This is a genomic window from Calidithermus terrae, assembly GCF_003574345.1.
GTDB lineage: Bacteria > Deinococcota > Deinococci > Deinococcales > Thermaceae > Calidithermus > Calidithermus chliarophilus.
On sequence record NZ_QXDL01000269.1, the window covers coordinates 1 to 4,684 of the forward strand.

The following is a 4,684-nucleotide window of genomic DNA, read 5'->3' on the forward strand; positions in this document are numbered from 1 at the left end:
CCCCCGGCCCCACCGACCTGCAGCACGACCTCACCCCGCTGCGCGTAGCGCTCTCGCCGGGCGAGCAGGACCGCGCGCGGGCGCTGGGCCGCGACCTGGCCGCCGCGCTGGGCACCGCCATGCGCTCCGCCGAGGGCGGCTGGAGCGAGCAGGCCCTGGCCGGGGCCCTCGCCGAGGAGCTATGGGCCCGGGGCATCCAGCCGGTGGTGCTGCTGGTCGCGGGCGAGGAGCGCGTCTTCAGGTACCGCCACCCCCTGCCCAAGAACCGCCCGCTGGGGCGCTTGTTCATGGGCGTGGTCTGCGGGCGCCGCCACGGCCTGATCCTGAGCGCTACCCGCCTGCGCAGCTTCGGCCACCCCGAGGCCCAGGCGCTGAATACCCAGGTGGTGCAGGTCGAGGCGGCGGCGCTGGGGGCCTCCCGCCCCGGCGCCACGCTGGGCCAGGTGGCCCAGGCCGTGCGCGAGGCCTACGCCGGGATCGGGCGCGCCGAGGAGTTCGAGAACCACCACCAAGGCGGCGTCGCGGGCTGGCGGCCCCGCGAGTTCCTGGCCCTGCCCGGCAGCGAGGTGCGCCTCGAGCCCGGCATGCTCCTGGCCTACAACCCCAGCCTCCCCGGCGCCAAGGTCGAGGACACCTTCCTCCTGACCGGGGCGGGCCTCGAGAACCTCACCCCCGACCCCGAGTGGCCCACGGCCGAGTTCGCCGGGCGGCTGCGGCCTTTGGTGATGGAAGGGTGAACGGTATCTGGAGCCGTACGTCGTACGTCCTACGTCGTACGCCCCGACCCTCGGCCCTCGACCCTAGACCGTAAACCCTCGATTCCGAGACCATCCGCGATACGCCATACGCCTCCTTCGGAGAAGCTCATGTTCAAGAACTACTTCGGCAGCGAACCCCAGGTGCGCGCCCAGGCCCCCGGGAGGGTCAACCTGCTGGGCGAGCACACCGACTACAACGACGGCTTCGTCTTCCCCACCCCGCTCGCTTACCAGACCCAGGTCGAGGCCAGCCCCTCCGAGCGCGTCGAGGCCTACGCCGAGCGCTTCGGCGAGTTCAGGAGCCGTGAACTCGGCGAGGGCGCGCAGGGCGACTGGCTCGACTACGTGGCGGGCTGCGTCTGGGCGCTGCGGCAGGCCGGGCTCGAGGTGGGGGGGCTCAGGGCCTACGTCACCAGCCAGGTGCCGGCGGTGGGCGGGCTGTCGAGCTCGGCGGCGCTCGAGGTCGCCGTCATCCGCGCCCTGCGCGAGCTCTACCGCCTCCCCCTCGACGACGTGCAGGTCGCGCTGCTGGCGCAAAAAGCCGAGGTGGAGTACGTGGGCGTGCGCTGCGGGATCATGGACCAGATGGCCTCCTCCGCGGGCCGCCCGGGCCAGGCCCTCTTCCTCGACACGCGCAGCCTCGAGTCCGACCTCGTCCCCCTCCCCGAGGGCTACCGCGTGGTGGTGCTCGACTCCGGCGTTCCCCGCCGCCTGGCCGAGAGCGGCTACAACACCCGCCGCGCCGAGTGCGAGGAGGCCGCCCGCCTGCTGGGCGTGAAGGCCCTGCGCGACGTGGGCCTGCAAGACCTCCCCAGGGTCGAGGCCCTGCCCGAGCCCCTCAACCGCCGGGCGAGGCACGTCGTCACCGAGAACGCGCGGGTGCTCGAGGGCATCGAAGCCCTGCGCCGGGGCGACGTGCAGCGCTTCGGCGAGCTGATGTACGCCTCCCACGCCAGCCTGCGCGACGACTACGAGGTCTCCATCCCCGAACTCGACGAGCTCGTGGAGGTCGCCCGCAAACACGGGGCCATCGGCGCCCGGCTCACCGGCGCGGGCTTCGGCGGCGCCGCCGTCGCCCTGATCAAGGCCGAGGACTTCGAACGCTTCAAAAGCGGCGTGCTGAAGGACTACCCCAAGGCACAGGTGTTTTAGAGGACCAGGGCGCACCACAGTGCGCCCCTACGGGAGTGCCGATAGCCGATAGCTACCGGCGTTTTGCGTCTTGCGTTTAGCGTTTTGCCCCTGGCGTTCGGCGTTGGACGTTCGACGTTCCGCAGTCCTTCTCAGCAGTCCAGCACGATGGCGAAAACCAGCGGCGCCACGATGGACGCGTCCGACTCGATGATGTACTTAGGCGTGTCCACGGCCAGCTTGCCCCAGGTGATCTTCTCGTTGGGCACGGCGCCGGAGTAGGAGCCGTAGCTGGTGGTGGAGTCGGAGATCTGGCAGAAGTAGCCCCACACCGGGATGTCGGGGCGGCGCATGTCCTGGTGCAGCATGGGCACCACGCAGATGGGGAAGTCGCCCGCGATCCCCCCGCCGATCTGGAAGAAGCCGATGGAGTGCTGCTTCGAGGTTTCCACGTACCAGTCGGCCAGCACCATCATGTACTCGATGCCGCCTCTAACGGTGTGCACGTTCTTGATCTCGCCCGCGAGGCAGTGGCCGGCGTACATGTTGCCGGTGGTGCTGTCCTCCCAGCCGGGGACGAAGACGGGCAGGTTCTTCTCGGCGGCCGCGACCACCCAGGAGTCCTTGGGGTCGATCTGGTAGTACGGCTCGAGCTTCCCCGAACGGATGACGCGGTACAGGAACTCGTGGGGGAAGTAGCGCTCGCCCGCCTGGTCGGCGGCGGTCCACTCGTCGATGAGGGCGCCCTCGAGCCGCCGCATGGCCTCCATCTCGGGGATGCAGGTGTCGGTGACGCGGTTCATGTGGCGCTCGAGCAGGGCCTGCTCGTCCTGGGGGGTGAGGTCGCGCCAGTGGGGCACGCGCTCGTAGTGGTCGTGGGCGACGAGGTTGAAGAGGTCTTCCTCGAGGTTGGCCCCGGTGCAGGAGATGGCCTGCACCTTGTCCCGGCGGATCATCTCGGCCAGGGAGATGCCCAGCTCGGCGGTGCTCATGGCCCCCGCCAGGGTGATCATCATGGCCCCGCCGTTGTCGAGGTGGCGCTTGTAGCCCTCGGCGGCGTCCACGAGGGCGGCGGCGTTGAAGTGGCGGAAGTGGTGCTTGATGAACTGGCTCACTGCTCCACGAGACATGAAAACCTCCTTCGGCTCGAGGTCTCAGCTTGCACCCGCATTGTGCGTGAAGGGTGAGATCGGTTTAGGCGAAGCCCCCGCACGGCCCAAGCTGAGGTTCAGCTCGCGGGGTGGGCGAACGCTGTGGGCTCCCCCCTTCGGCTTCAGGCCTAGCGCCCCTGCCCGCGTGGGCATCAGTGTGAAAGTGTACCGGAAGCGCCGGGGAATTCAACCCACGAAAGTGCCCCTACCGCACGCCCCGGACCCGGGAAATGAACACCGTCCCCAACACGAAAAAAGTCACGGCGACGGCGAAAAGGACGGGGTAGCCCCCGTTGGGGTTCGCCCGGTTGCCGGCGTCGAGGATCTGGCCGAACACCCCCTGAAAAAGCTGGGGGAACACCAGCGCCACGTGCCACACGCCCATGTCCCGGGCGTGCTTCGACGCGTCGGGCAGGACCGAGGTCGCCATGGCCCAGTCCACGCTCACGTAGGCCCCGTAGCCCAGGCCGAAGACCAGGGCCGCGAGCGCGGCCACGGCGAAGTTCTGGGTCAGGGCGAAGCCCAGCGCGGCCACCCCCATCACCGCCCCCGCGAAGTAGATCACCGGCTTCTTGCCGACGTGGTCGGAGTAGGGCCCGCTGGTGATCGCGGTGAGGGCCGCCGTGAGCGAGAGCAGCACCAGCAAGGCCGCCAGGGCCAGGTCGGCCGAGGGCAGGACGACAGGCCCGATGCGGAACTGCTGGACCACGTCCTTGAGGTAGAACAGCAAAAAAGGCTGGATGGCGTAACGCCCCGACTCCACCAGGGCGCGCGTGAGGAAGACCCAGCGGAACCCGGCGTAGTGCGGCCGGAAGAACACCCGCAGGTCGAGCGGCTCGGCGTCGCGCTTGACCCGGGGCTCGCGCACGCTGCGCAGGGTGATGAAGGTGCACACGACGAGCACCAGGATGATCGCGAGGTACTGCCCCTCGCGGCTGCCCCCCAGCGCGAAGGCCGCCACCCCGCCCGCGATCTGGCTCGAGAGCTGGAAGAAGCCCATCACCCCGCTGGCCGCCCCTTTCTCGTGCGCGGGCACCAGGTCGGGGATCAGCGCGGCGTACGGGGCCGAGGCCACCGAGTTGCCCAGTTGCACCAGGACATACCCCCCCGCGTACACCCAGTAATCGGGTGCGACGAACATCACCCCCAGCCCCAGCACGTTGATCGCCGTGCCCCACACCATGAAGGGCAACCGCTTGCCCAGCCGGTCCGACCAGATGCCCAGAAAAGGCGGCAACAGCAACGGGATGAGGGCCAGAGTCCCGGCCAACCACCCCAGGTAGGTGCCCTGCTGCTCCTGCCCCACGAAACGCAACACGTCGGCGGGCATCAGCAGGGGCAGCAACAAGAACCAGTGAAAGGAGAAACCGAACCAGTAGGCCGAGAATCCGAAGTAGCGCGCGACGCCAGCCGGGCGGGTTTGCTGCATGGTTGGGGCGAGTATATCAGTGTCGGTGTACGCCGATGGTCGATGGTCGATAGCTGATAGCCGATAGCTGAACGCCCTATTGGGATCAATCATCCACTGGGGTTGTGCCCGGCCTGTACGCCAACTACAGCCCCACGTCCTAGGGGACATCCGCTCGTCCTGCGGGCCCGTCCCCGGCCGGGGACAACCCCAGTGGATGATTGATCCCAATAGGG

At 69.1% G+C, this 4,684-nt stretch carries 4 protein-coding genes; 2 read left to right on the top strand and 2 right to left on the bottom strand.

Translation table 11 applies throughout. The annotated features are described in order from the left end of the window. Together Mterra_RS18965 and galK are read left to right on the top strand one after the other, a co-directional pair. On the top strand, window positions 1-737 hold a 737-nt coding region (locus Mterra_RS18965), incomplete at its 5' end, for a M24 family metallopeptidase (RefSeq protein ID WP_119316552.1). Between the two features lie 129 nt (window positions 738-866). After that, entirely contained in the window at window positions 867-1,910 is a 1,044-nt protein-coding gene (galK, locus tag Mterra_RS18970; protein ID WP_119316553.1) for a galactokinase, read from the top strand. Window positions 1,911-2,041: 131 nt separating this feature from the next. Here the strand turns inward: galK and Mterra_RS18975 are convergent, their stop codons facing one another. Both Mterra_RS18975 and Mterra_RS18980 read right to left on the bottom strand, forming a co-directional pair. Beyond that, complete coding sequence (locus Mterra_RS18975) at window positions 2,042-3,019, bottom strand: deoxyhypusine synthase family protein (protein WP_119316554.1); 978 nt, start codon at window positions 3,017-3,019, stop codon at window positions 2,042-2,044. A gap of 226 nt (window positions 3,020-3,245) precedes the next feature. Continuing rightward, on the bottom strand, window positions 3,246-4,469 hold the full coding sequence (locus tag Mterra_RS18980) for an MFS transporter (RefSeq protein WP_119316555.1): 1,224 nt from the start codon (window positions 4,467-4,469) through the stop codon (window positions 3,246-3,248). Window positions 4,470-4,684: the final 215 nt, after the last annotated feature.

Excerpts from the sequence above, each read along its gene's own strand:
- galK (WP_119316553.1), top strand. The coding sequence starts at position 867 with ATGTTCAAGAACTACTTCGGCAGCGAACCCCAGGTGCGCGCCCAGGCC.
- Mterra_RS18975 (WP_119316554.1), bottom strand. The coding sequence starts at position 3,019 with ATGTCTCGTGGAGCAGTGAGCCAGTTCATCAAGCACCACTTCCGCCAC.
- Mterra_RS18980 (WP_119316555.1), bottom strand. The coding sequence starts at position 4,469 with ATGCAGCAAACCCGCCCGGCTGGCGTCGCGCGCTACTTCGGATTCTCG.